This is a genomic window from Vibrio cincinnatiensis DSM 19608 (assembly GCF_900167345.1).
Lineage (GTDB): Bacteria > Pseudomonadota > Gammaproteobacteria > Enterobacterales > Vibrionaceae > Vibrio > Vibrio cincinnatiensis.
This window is the reverse complement of sequence record NZ_FUXB01000008.1, coordinates 121,174-136,908: the sequence shown is the minus strand read 5'-3', so window position 1 is coordinate 136,908 and position 15,735 is coordinate 121,174. Positions and strand designations below refer to the sequence as shown.

Genomic DNA, 15,735 nt, shown 5'->3' with positions numbered 1-15,735 from the left:
GAAGCGCCATCCGGCGCTTAGATTGCCCTCTGCTTATAGCAATTGTTGCAGCTTGTACTCGATGAAGGGATTGTCAGGGACGATTTGCTGGGCAATTTCCAATAGCTGTACGGCATCTTCAGGGTTGTCTTGTTGATGCTTCACCGCAATATCCACTAATGGTTGAATATCAATGGTTGTCTGATGTTCCTTCACATGCTCTTTTTTCTCAGCAATAAGCATATTGTGAGCTTTACTCAGCAAACCCAGACGATGAGAGGAATTGGCGTTCGCTTTGTTAAGACGCTGGTAATAGTCCTCTTTAAAGCGCAGGGTTTTAGTTTGATGCCGAAAGTGGGCAATATCGATATGCTGATGGCAAATAAAATCGATCGCCACCTGTTTATAAAAACCGAATTTATTAAGATAGGTGGCGTGAGTACCATGGCCCATGCCAAAAACTCTTAGATGGGTCAGCTCAGGATAACGCTTCGCATGGCGTTGATCGATTTTATTGGTCGGGTCATAAATGATATAGCCTTTGGCGCTTCCCAGATCTAAGTCGTGGTAATCGCCTTCCCAATCAAACTGTTGAGCAATCTCCGTGCTCGAACGAGTATCCCATGGTACTAACCTTTTGTTTTTGGTGCTCACGGGATAAAATAGCAATACTTGATTTAATTTCAGCAAATTAGCAAAAGCGCCAACGGCAAAACCGCCTCGGCTCAGTCCGTACCCCAAACGACATTCAAAAGGCGTCAGCAAGGTTGATAATTGCTCTAGGAAGACAATTAAGTTACGGCTACGAAACCAGTTACTTTTACCTAAGTGCTGAAAGGCAATAATATTCACGTTCTGCTTTTGGGCAAGACGATAACCCCAAGGCGAAAAATCTGAATGTAAGTCTTGTTCCTGTAAGTTGGTGCCCGCGGGTGAGAAGGTGAATAGTAGGGGTTGATTGAGATCCACAAATTCATATTTAACGAAAATATCGTCAAGTAAATCCTCACCAGACATCGGTAACTTGGCCTGTTGATCGTCTTTGGAAAGAGACAACCATTCATCCAGCCAATACAGTAACTTCATTTATCCTCCATCTAAATTGCATTAAGCAATGGTCTTAAAAATCTCGTTTTTCGTGTGCCGTATCCCCTAATGGGGCGCTATCAATCCTCTTTTAAAAACCAGTGCTTGGCTTGCTCGTGAAAATCAGCAATATCTATCTTTTGATGATGGATAAATTGTTCAGCCACTTGGTTATAAAAATCTAACTGATTAAAATCGTGGGAATATAGGCCATGTCCCATCCCAACCACCTGAAAATGGGTCAACTCTGGGTAACGTTTGGCATGAAGTCTATCGATATCATCGGTAGGGTCATAAACAATATAACCTTGGGCATGACCAAGATCCTTATCATGATAGTCCCCTTCCCAATCAAACTGTTGAGCAATATCGGTACTCGGTCGATCATCCCACGGCACCAGCATTTTATTTTTAGTGCTGACGGGGTAAAACAGCAGGACATGATCAAGCTGAAGCAAGCGAGCAAATGCGCTAATAGCAAAACCTCCTCGGCTCCAGCCATAACCCAAACGGCATTGGAAAGGAGACAACAACATCGATAATGGTTCAAGAAAAGCGATCAAAGCCGGGCTACGAAACCAATTGGTTACCCCAAGATGTTGAAAGGCAATAATATTGATGTTTTGTTGTTGAGCGAAATGATAGCCCCAAGGGGCAAAATGCGGGTGTAGCTCTTGCTCCTGCACATTGGTACCAGAAGGGGAGAAAGTAAACAATAATGGCTTAGTGACATCCACCAACTCATACCGAACAAACACATCGTCAATAAGGCTATGTCCAGATAATGGTAGGCGGTCTTGCTGCTCTGGTTGCGGGAGAGAGCCCCATTCATTCAACCAGTACAGTAACTTCATTTCACTTTCCCAACTCAGCAACACCCGCCGTGCACTTTATCAAAAAAACGATTAGGATGATATTTGAAATCAAAATACTGACGCCCCCCTGCTAACCCGTACACCGAGTATGCCCAGTTTAACTGCTCTCAAGTAATTTTGACACTTGCTCTACATTTTTACAGTTGAGTAGTAAGCGAGCATCCACGGGCTTGTTAAACATCTTACTGAGTTGTGTCGCAATGCTTTTGATATGTGAAGGCCGCAGCCCCGCTTGAATAAATGCGGAATGCTCGGTCAATGTCGTTGCCCGCTCCCCCAACACCTGCTGATAAACATCAAGGATCACTTGCCACGGTTGCGTTTTACTGGCTAAGCGTGCGTCTCGGCGCCTCTTATACCGTTCTTCTTCTACCGCCTCCTCCAAGCGTTGATCCTTTAGTAACGCCAACTGGGCAAGCAAAGCACGCTTGTCTTTTTTTCCATTTGCCGACAAGGGAAAATGCTCAAGCGCAATAAAACGCTGTGGCATATGGGATGCAGGTAAACAGTGATGAATCATTTCTCGCCACTGAGTGACACTGAAAGGCTCTCTCTCACTGACATAAAACAGGGCTAACTCCGTATCCCCCGTGAATGAATCCACATAATCAATCACTGCTAAATCCCGAACTTTGGTGGCATTGAGCAACACTTTTTCCACATCTGGTAGTGAAATTCGTATTCCTCTTACTTTGACATACCCATTGACTCTTCCTGAAAAAATAAGGCGACCATCGTCTCGATAGTAACCCAAATCCCCCGTTTTAAAGGCTCGAACCCGCTCTCCTTCGGGTGTCGTTATCTCTATAAAATCATGCTGAGCAAACTCTCCATCCATTAGATAACCAAGAGATAAGTTAACACCGGAAGTCACTATTCGACCGATCACGCCCTGAGGGCAGTGTTGATGTGCTTGATTAATGAGGTAGTACTGATTCCCGGGTAGCGGCTCACCATAGGGAATCAGATTGATATCTTCATCAACCAGTTCATGCCAAATGCTCCAAATCGTGGTTTCGGTCGGCCCACCCAGTGAGAATAGTCGTGCGGAGGGTAAACGTTCACGCAGTGTTTTAATGGTCTGCGGTTTGATGTAATCCCCCCCCTGCGCTATCAAGCGCAGCGATTTTCCTTGAAACTCAGACTGACACGCCAATAACATTTCCAAAATAGCAGGAACCGAGCACCAGAGTGTGACCCGGTGACGATCCACTAACTCATTCCATTGCAAGGCATCTTTTTCTGCTTGAGGGGGAGGAATGACCAGCGATGCTCCGGCGCATAATGAACCCAGCACATCAAAAACAGACATATCATGATGAAACGGTGTCACTGACATTAATACATCACTCTCATTCACCTGCCATTTAGCCAGCGTCTGATACAACACATTGGATGTCGCTTTATTGGTTAGCACCACACATTTAGGCTGACCTGTCGTACCTGATGTGTAGAGATAATAGGCCGGATCCTCACTATGGCTGCGTCTGCTCAAGGTCTGTTCATCTGGCAAGTTTGCTCTTTGTTGCGCCGGTTGCAGCAGTTCATTCAGTGCGACGCTATGACTCCGCCCTTTAAATTCGAGTGTTTTATCTATCGTCACCACCAAAGAAGGTTGGCAGTGAGCCAATAGATAAGCTTTACGCTCCGGTGGGCTCGCGGCATCAATCGGTACCCAAACAAGGCCTGCTAATGCGCAACTTAATGTAACCATCACGTGTTCTGCACTACGTGGCAAACAAATCGCCACAACATCACCGGATGTCATCCCTCTGGCGTGTAACTGAGCGATGATGCCCGACACCTGTTGTCCGAGCTGTCGATAACTCCAACACTGCTCTTTACAAATCAGCGCGGTACGATCTTGTGGCTGCCCAAACAAGCGTTCAGCTAACGTCACAAGAAAAGGAAACGGCGCAGTCTTCGGCGGCGTATCATTGAAACGATAGTGGCTTAAATCCAGCGCTTCACGGCTATACCACTGTAAGCTCTGGCGAGCGATCATCCCCAGAGCTGCACGTTTCCAGCTTTCAAGCCAAGCCCGAACTTGCTCCACTCCCAGCGCCTGTGTGACATAATCGGCACTCATGTGCAGATTTTTCTGTGCATCGTAAGTGAAACGAAAATCGATCGCTATCTGTGGTGTTTGCGTTAAGCCGTCATATTCTTGGATAGAATGATGTTCAGGTAACGTTTCCCACCCCAGCCCATTGGTCACCACAATAGGCAGAGGAATCGTCTGGGATGGCAGTTGGCTCAACAACAAACGGTTAAGGTCAACGCCAGAGAACGCAAGATGCGCCATCCCTTCAGCAATATCTCGCTGCACGCCCAGCGCTTGATGTTGAAAATCTTGTGATTCAAGAGAGTAGTTAAGTACTAAAAAGCTGGATTGGTTACTCAATTGACCAGTTTGAAATGGCGAAACGGGCAAACCGATACACAATGCGCTCTGCGGGCACCAAACCGCGACCGTCTGCATCACCAGTGTGGTCAATAAGCTATTTGGAAACAGCCGAGCCTGAGCGGCCAGTTTAAACAGAGCCCGCGCCTCTTCTCGACTCAGCGTGATCGTTTCTCTCGCATAGCTGGGCTGATAAATGGTATTAAGGGGCTGACGCCAAGGTAATGCCATAGGCTCTGTGACATGAGAGAGTTTCTTTTGCCAGTAATCTTGAGCAATACCGCGTTGCTCATCACTGGGATTTCCCGCCATCAAAACGGTAGGCACTATGAGAGGTTGAGGTGTGACCTCTAACATACGAGCAAGTATATAAGAAATGGAGTGTCCATCCGAAATCAGAGCATCAAAACTCGTCAACACCATATGGCTAAAAGCGGCACAACCCTCAACATCCTCCGCCTCTTTTGGCAGTGACACGACCCAGACTTTCCACGGTGATAAGGATAAATCATGTCGATAATGCGACACCTGTTCGATCAGTTGATCCGCCTTCTGTCGCGCCTGTGCTCGGCTTAGATCTCGCCAATCACAGTGGGTTAAATTCACCAACGCCTCGTCACTCACCCACTGAGTTAAAGCACTCTCATCGATACGCGTTCGTAGCACTGGAAGGGTCTGCACCATCGAAGCCAGACGGGTTTGCAACTGTGCAAGATCGACCTCACCACGATAAACTCTAAAATCCTGCATAGCGACCCCGCCCAATGCTAAGTGTTCACTACGGCCAACTAAATAAGCCTGTTGTAATCGAGTCAGTGGTTGCTCACTATGGCGTTTTTCTTTGGCAGGAGAGATGGTTGGCTTAACGGCATAAGGTTGTAACAGCGTCTCTGGATACTCTGCAATATCGCTTAGCAAGTTAACATAACGCTCGAACAGAGCACGATAAAACGCTAACGGAACGCTATCAACGCGAACATCCCAATTAATCAGCACACCACTGTTGTACGGTACAATTTGAGCATCGAGCAAAACATGCGCCCCCTGAGAGCTAGCCCATATCATGTCTCCTAAGGTGTCATGCACTTGAGCGGAATACAGATCACCACCGAGATTCCAACCCGAAGTAAACACCACCGGTGAAGTTTGTAGACAACCTTGCCGACGAGAAAGATCGCGCATCACGTTCACACCACTATAATGTCGATGTTCAAGACAGGCGATGAGTTGATGCTGCGTTTGTTGACAGTGTGTCAAAATCGACGCCGTTGACGAACAATGGGCACTGAATAATGTCAGGTTGGCAAAATCACCAACGGTATGACAAAACGTTTGTGGGCGTACAAAAAGCGGCACATTGATACGCAATGAAGGCTGATTCAGTGCATTGGCTAACACTAGGTTAAACAGGCTTAATGATAGATCCGTTAAACTGATATGGTGGTGAGTTGCCAACGCGGCTAATTTTTCCCGTTGCGAGGCATCTAACTGTGCGGCTAACCGCTCGGTATGCAGGAATGGCTGAGAGTCAGCCGCTTTGTGCTCGGGTAGCTGAGGCGCGGGCGCAATGTCATCTAATACTCCTTGCCAATATCGTCGGTCACGGGCAATGAGTGCTTGCTGATCATCCGTCACAGACTGAGTCAGATAGCCTGAAAATGAGGGGGGCTTCTCTTGCGGGAATGGTCCATGATACGCACGAACTAAATCTTCAATAATAATACGAAAACTGGGTGCATCTGCAGCAATCATGTCGATATCAACATGCAAACGAAAACCGTTGTCAGGCAGAAGTATTAAGGTAAATTCTGCCCCTTGTCCTTGATTAAGCGCGAGTTTCTGATGCATTTTTTGCTTACGTAGTGCAGCGCCATCTCTTTCACATTCGGCCGCATTTTTTTCTCGCCAATCGATTAAAAACAATTGATGCCAATCAGACAGATCGCTGACCCACCACTGGCCCTGTTCAGAAACCATAAGCCTTAACATCTCATGTTGACAAAACACGGCGTGTACCGCCTGTGTTAAACGAACCGTGTCGATTTCACGACCTTCAAATTCAACATAAAGATGAGCGGCATCACCAGTTAATGAGCTAGTAGGTTGCCGACCAATCCAATAGGCTGCCTGTAACGTTGTCATGTCATGCATGGTCATTTTTCTACGCCTCAGTTGTATTTTATTGACTGGCTATTATTGTTACAGACAAAACACAAAAATGACAATGGTTATCATTTGCATTAAATGCTTGACAACAAAATCAAGCAGTGCTGATAATCACCCAATCAATTTTTGATAATAATTATCATTTACATACCTATAAACCACCATCCCTTTAGGATACAGAGTCAGGTTGAGGAATATTCATGCCAATTTTCGACAACGTCATACGCTCTACTACCATCGGCCAATTGCCCTTTGTGGAAGCGCTACTTAGCGATATCCCAACGAACGAGAAGCAAAGAGCGTTTATAAAACGACAACGTAACCAGATTGCCGCTATTCTAGAAGGTCAAGATCCAAGGCTGTTAGTGATTGTCGGCCCTTGCTCTATCCACGATCCTCAGCAAGGTTTAGAATACGCTCATAAACTTGCAGCGGTGCAAGCCCAGTATGCCGACCAACTGTTGATTGTGATGCGGACCTATTTTGAAAAGCCACGTACCCGTACTGGCTGGAAAGGTTTCATTGTTGACCCTGATTTAAATGGCACACACAACATGGTTAAAGGCCTTACGATGGCGCGAGCTTTTCTACGTGAAGTGATCAGCCTTGAATTAGCAACCGCCACCGAGTTTCTCGATACCCATCTCTATCCCTATCTGTGCGATCTGATCTGCTGGGGAGCCATTGGAGCCCGCACCACCGAATCTCAAATTCATCGTCAGATGGCGTCAGCACTACCGTGTCCAGTTGGATTTAAGAATGGTACCGACGGCAACGTCACCATTGCGATTGATGCCATTTATTCCGCGCAAACAGAACATGTGATGGCAATCCCCGGAACCCAAGGTGAACCAAACTTAGTCATGTCTCATGGTAACCCACACGGACACCTGATTCTACGTGGTGGGAAAGTCCCTAACTATCATAGCCATGCGGTGATTTCCGTTGCCAAACAACTGGAAGAGAATGCACTTAATCCACGCCTTATTATTGATTGCAGCCACGGCAATAGTCTGAAAAAAGCGCACAATCAACAAGTAGTTGCTAACGATATCGCCACACAGTTGCGGGCAGGAGAAACCTGTATCGCAGGAGTAATGTGTGAAAGTTTTCTCAAGCAAGGTAATCAGACATTAGGAAAAAATACACTGATACCGGGCCTATCAATCACTGACGAATGCCTAAGCTGGGAAAACACCTTATCCTTGTTAGAGACTCTCGCTCAGGCGATGAATGACGTAAAGAGCCAGCGCTACTCGACGGTTGCTTAATCTCAATGAGCATCTATCCGCCCCCAAACAACTTGGTATAGCAGGTAGTAATCCAGTCAGTGAAACCCCATGAACATAGATAGACGATACAATTGGGGCGAATGAATATTGCCAATACCACGGATGCTTCAAGTGGTATTGGCGTCAGTTATCTAATGTCGCACCACCATCCACTCGCAAATCATGCATGGTGATGTGATTGGCGGCATCCGAAAGTAGAAACAAGATGGTGTGTGCAATATCTTCAGGTTCGGCTATTTTTTGTAGCGGAATACCAAGGCGATAAGTGGCGGCATCACCGGCAATGGCCTGCGCTTCACCATAGCTCTCGGTCCATAACTGCATTTGCATATCGGTACGCGTTGAACCCGGGCTAACAATATTACAGCGCACGCCATAAGAAGCCAGCTCAATTCCCATACATTTCACCAGCATATGCAACGCTGATTTCGAAGCACCATAGGCGCCCATATTGGGGCGTGGCGTATTGGCAGCGTTGGAACCAACAATCACCATCGAACCACGCTTTGCTTCTTTCATTGAATGACTTAACGCCTTCATTACATTGAGAATACCGAATGTATTGACCATGAATGTCTCATGTATCTGCTCAAATGGCATCTCGTGAATCGCACCTAAATGTAAAATTCCAGCACAGCTTACCAGATGATCGATAGGGCCATATTGCTGCTGAAGGTCGGCCATCATATCGGCAACCCTATCAATTTGAGCCACATCTAATTCTGCACATTGCAGTTGTTGTCCGTAACTTGCGCGTAATAATTCCGTATTACTTAGCAAGGTTTGCATTCGCACATCCGTTGCCACTACCTTAGCGTTCTGCTTGAGCAGTTGCTCCACCACACTCAAGCCAATCCCTCTTGCCGCTCCAGTAACCAATACGGTTTGATTGTTTAACGATACATCCATTTTTATAGCCCTTTGTAGAATTTGTCTCTCACTATTACTGATTGATTTAACAATCCATTCTTTACCAACAAAATGAGATCTTAACCTCAAAACAATAATGATAATTATTATTAAATAGCAATGATAATATTTATCATTTATGGCAATATAACTATATCGAGTTCCTGATGCATTGGCAATTGGCGCGGTTTCAACGTCATAAAACAGGAACATCAGGCTGCCGATATCGTCAGAAAGGAAAAGAAGGGTTCCAAATGCAACGTCAAGTCATTGGCTATACAAAAATGGAAAATGAAGTGCTGAGCGAACAACTCGAATCAGCTCCATTTTTCTTTGCTTCTCCGACCCATACCATGATGGGCCTAGGCATAGAACAAGACATTCACCAACCGATCCGTTTTGCTCAATTAGCGGAGCAAGCGTATACCATGTTACAAGCGGCAAAGTGTCATGAAGCGGATAACCCCGTCCTGTTTGGGATCGTGCCATTTCATGAACAGCACCCAACACGCTTTGTTATTCCCAAACAACTATGGGTATCGAGCAGTACCCGGGGGGCGGCTAATAGAATGAATAATCTGCCATCAAACGCGAAAGTGATTTCCTCTCCTTCCGGTCAACATTACCGCCAAGGGGTCACCGATCTGCTTAATCTATTTGCGAACACAGAGCTCGCTAAAGCTGTGTTATCAAGAGCCATAGAAGTTGAAACGGATGCAGATATTCATCTACCAAACCTACTTCGCAACCTCTTATCCATCAACACTAAAGGCTATACCTTCGCCGCAGATATTACTCCCGGTATCAAATTAATGGGAGCCAGCCCTGAATTGTTGATCGCCAAAAAAGGCAACTATGTGACCTCCAATCCCCTTGCTGGATCACGCCCGCGCACTTCAAATGAAGCGCATAATGAAGCGGCACGTTTATCGTTACTCAACACACAAAAAGATCTCTATGAGCACAGCTTAGTGGTAGAGGAAGTGGAACGTATTTTGAGCCAGTATTGCCACAATCTCTATACACCGATGACACCATCGGTTATCGAAACACAGACCATGTTACATCTTTCTACCTTGCTGGAGGGTCAAACCATCGACACTAACCTCAACGTGCTTAGTATTGCCTCCCAGCTTCACCCTACCCCAGCGGTATGCGGCTATCCTCGCGCTCATGCTTATAAAGCCATTCGTGCTATTGAACAATTTGATCGAGGCTACTTCACTGGCATCGTTGGCTGGTGTGACTCACGTGGCAATGGAGAATGGGTAGTGACTATCCGATGCGCAGAAGTGCAAAAAAGACAGATGAAGGTATACGCCGGAGCTGGCATTGTTAATGAATCAGAACCACAGAGCGAGTTAGATGAAACGGGTGCCAAGATGAGCACGATTTTGTCTGCCGCAGGCATTCAACTCAATGAACAACTGACCGCCTAGGAAGTCCGATGAAAAAACCACCAGAACTTGACTACACACCATGGCCACAAGCATTAGCCGATCAATACCGAGCCCTTGGCTATTGGCAAGATAAAACCCTGCTGGATTATTTACGGGAAAGTAAACAAAAATACGCTGAATATGACGCGATTATTTGCGAACAACGTACCATCACTTACCGAGAACTTGTCGATAGTGCTGCACAGTTAGCCGCTGGATTTCATCGGCTCGGCTTACAACGTGGTGATAATGTGGTGTTGCAAATGACCAACATCGCTGAATTTTATCAGTGTTTTTTTGCACTACTACAAATTGGGGTCCGCCCAATACTCGCACTCCCAGCTCATCGTCAAATGGAAATACGCTATTTCTGCCAACATGCCGATGTTAAGGCCTATTTTATTGATGGCCAAGCGACGACCTTCCATTATCAAGCGTTAGCCGCAGATATCCTCCAACAATGCCCAAGTGTTAAACACGTCATTGTCCGAGGTAAGGCCTGCGACCCCCGCTTTATCTCTTTGAACGAATGCTTTCAACCACCAATACAAGAACAGTATGCTCACGCCAATGACGTGGCCTTTTTCCAACTCTCAGGAGGAACCACAGGGACTCCCAAGCTGATCCCACGTACCCATAATGACTATGCTTACAGTGTTACTGGTAGCGTTCAGATCTGCCATTTTGATCACACGACGCGTTTTCTGTGTGTTCTGCCCGTTGCGCACAACTTTCCGCTCAGCTCACCGGGAGCATTAGGGGTGTTTTGGTCTGGAGGCTGTGTGATTCTCACCCAAGATCCCGCACCACAAAGTGCATTTGACATGATTGAGCGCCACCGTGTCACCGTCTCTGCCTTAGTGCCCCCTTTAGCTCTACTATGGATGGACTATGCAGAAAAAGCCACACAGGATATTTCTAGCCTTGAGTTACTGTTAGTTGGCGGAGCTAAATTCAGTGAAACTGCCGCACGAGCATTACCGAAAAAGCTTCATTGCCGCTTACAGCAAGTGTTTGGTATGGCAGAAGGGCTAGTCAACTACACTCGATTTGAAGATAGCGAACCAATCATTGCCAGTACTCAAGGCCGACCTATTTCACCCCATGATCAAATTCGAGTGGTCGATGAAGAAGGAAACGATGTAGCAATCGGTGAAGAAGGTTTTCTACTTACTCAAGGACCATATACCATTCGTGGTTACTACCGTGCCCCTGCACATAATGAGCACTCATTTACTGCTGATGGTTTTTATCGTACTGGCGATCTGGTGAAGCGTACTGCCGAAGGTAACATCATTGTCACGGGACGAGAGAAAGATCAGATTAACCGCGGGGGTGAAAAAATTGCCGCAGAAGAAGTAGAAAACTATCTGTTACGTCATCCTGCCATACACGATGTTGCTCTGATCGCCATACCTGACGATTATCTTGGCGAGCGCAGCTGCGCAGTCGTCGTAACACGCTCAGAGCACACAATAAAAGCGCTGGAACTAAAGCGCTTTTTACGTGATCTCGGCGTGGCCGATTTCAAGATCCCCGATCAAATACAGTTTATTGATACCCTTCCCAAAACGTCGGTAGGTAAGGTGGACAAGAAAAGTTTACGGGCGCTTTATAGCCAAACTTCACCGAAACAGCATCAACGAACAGGAGAAATGGCATCAAACCCATCGTAAGAGCAGAGATAACGTGAGAAATACAATAAGCAAGCGCAGTAAACACTGCGCTTGCTATTTAGCCTAGCTGAAGCCGATCACCCAAACTTGTTGGATCATGCGGTCCACTGAGTTGTAGCCACTCTGGCAGATTAATGAAGTTTGAGATTCGGTCTCAGTACTCGGTTAATTCTTCCCACCAACATCATCAGTCCCGTTTTTATCACACCATGCAAAGCCATTTGGTGCATGCGGTACAACGAAATATACACCACACGAGCAATACGGCCTTCAACCATCATTGAGCCTTTGGTTAAGTTACCCATCAAGCTTCCAACAGTAGAAAAACGGCTTAATGAAACGAGCGAACCATGATCTTTATAAAGGTAGGGTTTCAGTTCACGGCCATTGAGTTTAGCAACGATATTTTTGAAGGCTAAACTGGCCATCTGGTGCGCAGCTTGTGCTCTTGGTGGTACAAAAGAACCATCAGCTTGGGTGCATTGCGCTAAGTCGCCGATCACAAAAATATCATCGTCTCGCGTGGTTTGCAGTGTCTCTTTCACCACTAACTGATTAATTCGGTTAGTTTCTAGGCCCGCAATATCTTTCATAAAATCCGGCGCTTTAATTCCTGCCGCCCACACCATAATCGTTGCCGTGATTTTGTCACCGTCTTTCGTGGTTAAACCCTCTTTTTCAGCTTTTGTCACCATGGTTGACGTTCGAACATTCACGCCAAGCTTGGTCAGTTCACTATGAGCAGCGGCTGAAATTCTTGGAGGCAAGGCGGGTAAAATACGCTCCCCCGCTTCCACCAAGTTGACATTTAGCTTACTTGAGTCAAGATCGCCAAATCCATAAGTACGCAATTCTTTCACCGCATTATGCAATTCAGCCGAGAGTTCAACGCCCGTCGCTCCCGCTCCCACAATCGCAATATCAACCGTTCCTTGGCCATTTTTCGCATGGAGTTTTAGAAACTCATTGTTCATTTCGGTGCGAAAGCGATGGGCTTGCTCAGGGCTATCCAAGAAAATACAGTGCTCACGAACTCCAGGAGTATTGAAATCATTAGACGTTGAACCAATCGCTAGCACCAGTAGATCATAGTGCAGTTCACGCTTAGGCATCAACAGCTCACCATGTTCATCCGTCAGCTCACTCAAGACCACTTTTTTGCTTTCTCGATCAATCGCTTCCAGACTACCAAGTTGAAAATCAAAACTGTGATTTTTGGCATGTGCTCGATAACTTAAAGCATCCACACCTTCATCCAATGAACCTGTCGCTACTTCATGCAGCAAAGGCTTCCATAAATGGCTAGACTTTCGGTCCACCAAGGTAATGTTAGCGCGATTTTTACGCCCTAAGGTCCGCCCGAGTTTCGTTGCTAGCTCAAGCCCTCCAGCTCCGCCACCGACTACAATAATACGTGTCACTATGTTTATCCTCAAAGTATCAATAATCAGAGTCAGCACGACGTATCATGCTGATAAAATTCTTTAAATCAAATATGTAGGCTTCTAGAGAGGCTTGAGTGTTCATCAATAAGGATTAGCTTTCTGGTGATGCTATCCATCAATTTTTTGATGTCTATCAAGTTTTTTATTTTTGATTCATTATATAGGGCAAATTCAGGGGTGCAAGCCAAGATTAGCTTATTCTGGCTTCCCTTTAAGCGGACTTTAGGCGTCTGATGAATGATTCACCAATACAGAGGCCGTAAGGGACGGATGACACTCACAAACGTTAACATGGTCAGAGTAAAAAGCAGCTCCCATATCGAAGCTGCTTACCCAATTAAACCTCTTTGAAGGCCTTAATGGTTTGTAAATGTTGTGATATTTTTTTAAATTTATGAGGCTGTTCGTCATCCCAGACAATGTGATAATAGTCTTGCAACTCTTGAGCGGCCTTTTGATTGTCTAAAAACTCATCATGGCGGGAAAGGAAAACCAAACAACGCCCTTTGTTTTTTATTCGATACTGTTCAACACACTTTGTCGCAATATCGTCATACTCTTCAGGTCGATCAATTTTCCCTGACATGTTGATCTCAGGGTGTAAATTGGGATTAAACATCACTTGCTTAATTCCACACAAAAAACCGATTCGCTCAGACCAATACCCTCCCAGTCCAACACCGCAAATAAGAGGATGTGGATCATTGGATAACTCAATGGCTTTATGAACTTCCTTCAATAAGTGCTGCATATCATGTTTCGGATGTTGGGTGCTGTAGCTGATAAAACGAACATCGTCATCGATAAACTGTAATTGAAGCACTTTTTCGTGATTTCCTGGACTTGTTGAATCAAATCCATGCAAATAAATAATCATACTACCCCCGCTAGCTGGAGATTTTAATTTACACATGAAAAGCATGGTTTTAAAGCGTTAAATGCTCTATTGCCACTGATTTATGGCAATGGATGTTCAGCAATTAATTGTTCTTTAAAACGTAAAGCTTGCTGATAGTACTCATCCCCTCCCCACAGCTGATAAGCGAGTAAATACCAAAGCATCGCCATCATTCTCACTCTTGGCTGCCACGCTTTCACACCCTCAATCCAAGTGTCTACCTGCTGGATATTTCTCAACTGACAATAACGGAAAACAGCATCCAGTAACTTTTCACCCGCCACATCAATGCTAATCGCAAGATCTAACCGTGGGTCTGCGATGCTGGCGTATTCCCAATCAATAGCACGAAAACCTGCTTCTGTTTTAATCAGGTTATAGCCTGCTAAATCAAAATGACAAAGTGTTAATGGTAGTGATGCACAATTGGGCATTGTGCGCCACTGTTGGTATAACGGTTCAAAAGGAGAGGATTTAACGTCTGGCTTAAGATGTAACCAGTAATGATCGACACGAGCAGTATAGTTAAAAGGAGGAACAGGTATTCGAGACGTTTCTAGTTGGTGGATTTGAACCAGTACTTTGAGAATACTCTCCCATACACTCTCTTCGGCCTGCGATTTCCCCGCGATCCATTCAACTAATAAGCCTTGGTCATTCATCACCACGGCTTTAGGGCCAAGATGGCTTGATTCTATTGCTTTTAAGATTTGATACTCTTGAGCTCGAGATATCGATAACCCTTTCGTGATCAGCGTAATAGGACGCCAAACAAAAACCTGATCCGCAGTGTGAGTAATTTTCCAGCATCGATTGGTTAACCCACCAGTCAACGTTTGCGCATACTCTGGCGTTGAAGTAAAGAAGTGAGTTAACGACTGTAATGTCGGATCGAGTTGACAGGCTTCCCGCCATGACATCCTTGCCATTGTTCACCTCTTTACTTGCAATACATGATGCTCTACCAGCCCAAGAAACTTCTCGACTGCTGCTTACGAATTTCCGTTTCATCAGCCCATTCGATTAAACCGGTTTTTAAATCCATTAGGCGCATAGTCATTTTATAGTAGACATCTTTATCTCTTCCCGCATTTTTTACGATGCTGGATAAATTACCGTACAACATATATTGCGCTCCAACCATTTGACCAAATTGAATAGCCGCTCGTTGGTCAACAAGCTCATCATTATTCTGGAAATTCAATTGAGCTCGAACCGCCTCAACTCGGTCCATATCCACAAAACGGAACTTGCCTGAATTCAGCATTTTAGTACTGATGGTGTCGGTGATCGATTCTGTATCAATATGTTCACTGGTTTTATTCTTGATACGCTCAACAAAAACCACTGGACGCGTATCACGAGTAATCACGGCAACGGAGCCAGACATCATCATGCTATCGACCATATCTGCGGCAATTTTTTGTAGATCAGTGGAACCGAAATCTACGGTTACAGTTTCGACCGATTGGGCATCACCATAACTCACACGGTTAGAACACCCTCCCAACACCACAGCAAGCCCAAGAAGCACTACCACACTTTTTTTCATCTCTTTTCCTCTAC

General features: G+C 45.6%; 11 protein-coding genes. 3 read left to right on the top strand and 8 right to left on the bottom strand.

Features of this window, described 5'->3' with window-relative positions:
- Positions 1 to 33 precede the first annotated feature (33 nt).
- The 3 genes from B5D54_RS09265 to B5D54_RS09255 all read right to left on the bottom strand — a co-directional run bounded on the left by B5D54_RS09265 (position 34) and on the right by B5D54_RS09255 (position 6,501).
- Positions 34 to 1,065: a cytosolic protein gene (locus B5D54_RS09265; RefSeq protein ID WP_078926260.1), complete on the bottom strand. Its 1,032-nt coding sequence runs from the start codon at positions 1,063 to 1,065 to the stop codon at positions 34 to 36.
- An 80-nt stretch (positions 1,066 to 1,145) separates the two neighbouring features.
- Positions 1,146 to 1,919, bottom strand: coding sequence for a cytosolic protein (locus tag B5D54_RS09260; protein WP_078926259.1), 774 nt, complete (start codon positions 1,917 to 1,919; stop codon positions 1,146 to 1,148).
- A gap of 118 nt (positions 1,920 to 2,037) precedes the next feature.
- A complete protein-coding gene (locus B5D54_RS09255; protein WP_238843293.1) occupies positions 2,038 to 6,501 on the bottom strand; it encodes an amino acid adenylation domain-containing protein in 4,464 nt (1,487 codons plus the stop codon).
- Between the two features lie 209 nt (positions 6,502 to 6,710).
- Here B5D54_RS09255 and B5D54_RS09250 point away from each other — a divergent pair, with 209 nt between their 5' ends.
- Complete coding sequence (locus B5D54_RS09250) at positions 6,711 to 7,781, top strand: 3-deoxy-7-phosphoheptulonate synthase (RefSeq protein ID WP_167514872.1); 1,071 nt, start codon at positions 6,711 to 6,713, stop codon at positions 7,779 to 7,781.
- 144 nt (positions 7,782 to 7,925) lie between these two features.
- Here the strand turns inward: B5D54_RS09250 and B5D54_RS09245 are convergent, their stop codons facing one another.
- Entirely contained in the window at positions 7,926 to 8,711 is a 786-nt protein-coding gene (locus B5D54_RS09245) for a 2,3-dihydro-2,3-dihydroxybenzoate dehydrogenase (RefSeq protein ID WP_078926258.1), read from the bottom strand.
- Positions 8,712 to 8,965: 254 nt separating this feature from the next.
- On the opposite strand from B5D54_RS09245, the gene B5D54_RS09240 reads away from it, so the two are divergent.
- Together B5D54_RS09240 and B5D54_RS09235 are read left to right on the top strand one after the other, a co-directional pair.
- A complete protein-coding gene (locus B5D54_RS09240; protein WP_078926303.1) occupies positions 8,966 to 10,150 on the top strand; it encodes an isochorismate synthase in 1,185 nt (394 codons plus the stop codon).
- A gap of 8 nt (positions 10,151 to 10,158) precedes the next feature.
- Positions 10,159 to 11,826: a (2,3-dihydroxybenzoyl)adenylate synthase gene (locus B5D54_RS09235; protein WP_078926257.1), complete on the top strand. Its 1,668-nt coding sequence runs from the start codon at positions 10,159 to 10,161 to the stop codon at positions 11,824 to 11,826.
- Positions 11,827 to 11,957: 131 nt separating this feature from the next.
- On the opposite strand, the gene B5D54_RS09230 is transcribed toward B5D54_RS09235, so the two are convergent.
- From B5D54_RS09230 to lpoB, 4 genes are all read right to left on the bottom strand, one after another.
- Positions 11,958 to 13,247: an NAD(P)/FAD-dependent oxidoreductase gene (locus B5D54_RS09230; protein WP_078926256.1), complete on the bottom strand. Its 1,290-nt coding sequence runs from the start codon at positions 13,245 to 13,247 to the stop codon at positions 11,958 to 11,960.
- Between the two features lie 361 nt (positions 13,248 to 13,608).
- Positions 13,609 to 14,148, bottom strand: a complete 540-nt coding sequence (ycfP, locus tag B5D54_RS09225; protein ID WP_078926302.1) for an alpha/beta hydrolase YcfP — start codon at positions 14,146 to 14,148, stop codon at positions 13,609 to 13,611.
- 80 nt (positions 14,149 to 14,228) lie between these two features.
- Positions 14,229 to 15,098, bottom strand: a complete 870-nt coding sequence (locus B5D54_RS09220; protein ID WP_078926255.1) for a phosphotransferase — start codon at positions 15,096 to 15,098, stop codon at positions 14,229 to 14,231.
- A gap of 32 nt (positions 15,099 to 15,130) precedes the next feature.
- A complete protein-coding gene (gene lpoB, locus B5D54_RS09215; protein ID WP_078926254.1) occupies positions 15,131 to 15,721 on the bottom strand; it encodes a penicillin-binding protein activator LpoB in 591 nt (196 codons plus the stop codon).
- Between the last annotated feature and the right edge of the window lie 14 nt (positions 15,722 to 15,735).